This is a genomic window from Halomonas colorata (genome assembly GCF_014897985.1).
In the GTDB taxonomy this organism is placed as follows: Bacteria; Pseudomonadota; Gammaproteobacteria; order Pseudomonadales; family Halomonadaceae; genus Vreelandella; species Vreelandella colorata.
In genome coordinates, this window is the sequence record NZ_JABUZA010000112.1 from 1 (window position 1) to 767 (window position 767).

General features: G+C 53.6%; 1 pseudogene. It reads right to left on the reverse strand.

What is annotated here, in order from left to right:
* Nucleotides 1-15: 15 nt before the first annotated feature.
* Nucleotides 16-712: pseudogene (locus INT33_RS21010) on the reverse strand (IS1 family transposase).
* Nucleotides 713-767 lie beyond the last annotated feature (55 nt).

Here is a 767-nt window from a genome sequence, read left to right on the forward strand (position 1 = left end):
GGTAATGACTCCAACTTATTGATAGTGTTTTATGTTCAGATAATGCCCGATGACTTTGTCATGCAGCTCCACCGATTTTGAGAACGACAGCGACTTCCGTCCCAGCCGTGCCGGGTGCTGCCTCAGATTCAGGTTATGCCGCTCAATTCGCTGCGTATATCGCTTGCTGATTACGTGCAGCTTTCCCTTCAGGCGGGATTCATACAGCGGCCAGCCATCCGTCATCCATATCACCACGTCAAAGGGTGACAGCAGGCTCATAAGACGCCCCAGCGTCGCCATAGTGCGTTCACCGAATACGTGCCAACAACCGTCTTCCGGAGCCTGTCATACGCGTAAAACAGCCAGCGCTGGCGCGATTTAGCCCCGACATAGCCCCACTGTTCGTCCATTTCCGCGCAGACGATGACGTCACTGCCCGGCTGTATGCGCGAGGTTACCGACTGCGGCCTGAGTTTTTTAAGTGACGTAAAATCGTGTTGAGGCCAACGCCCATAATGCGGGCAGTTGCCCGGCATCCAACGCCATTCATGGCCATATCAATGATTTTCTGGTGCGTACCGGGTTGAGAAGCGGTGTAAGTGAACTGCAGTTGCCATGTTTTACGGCAGTGAGAGCAGAGATAGCGCTGAGGTCCGGCGGTGCTTTTGCCGTTACGCACCACCCCGTCAGTAGCTGAACAGGAGGGACAGCTGATAGAAACAGAAGCCACTGGAGCACCTCAAAAACACCATCATACACTAAATCAGTAAGTTGGCAGCATCACC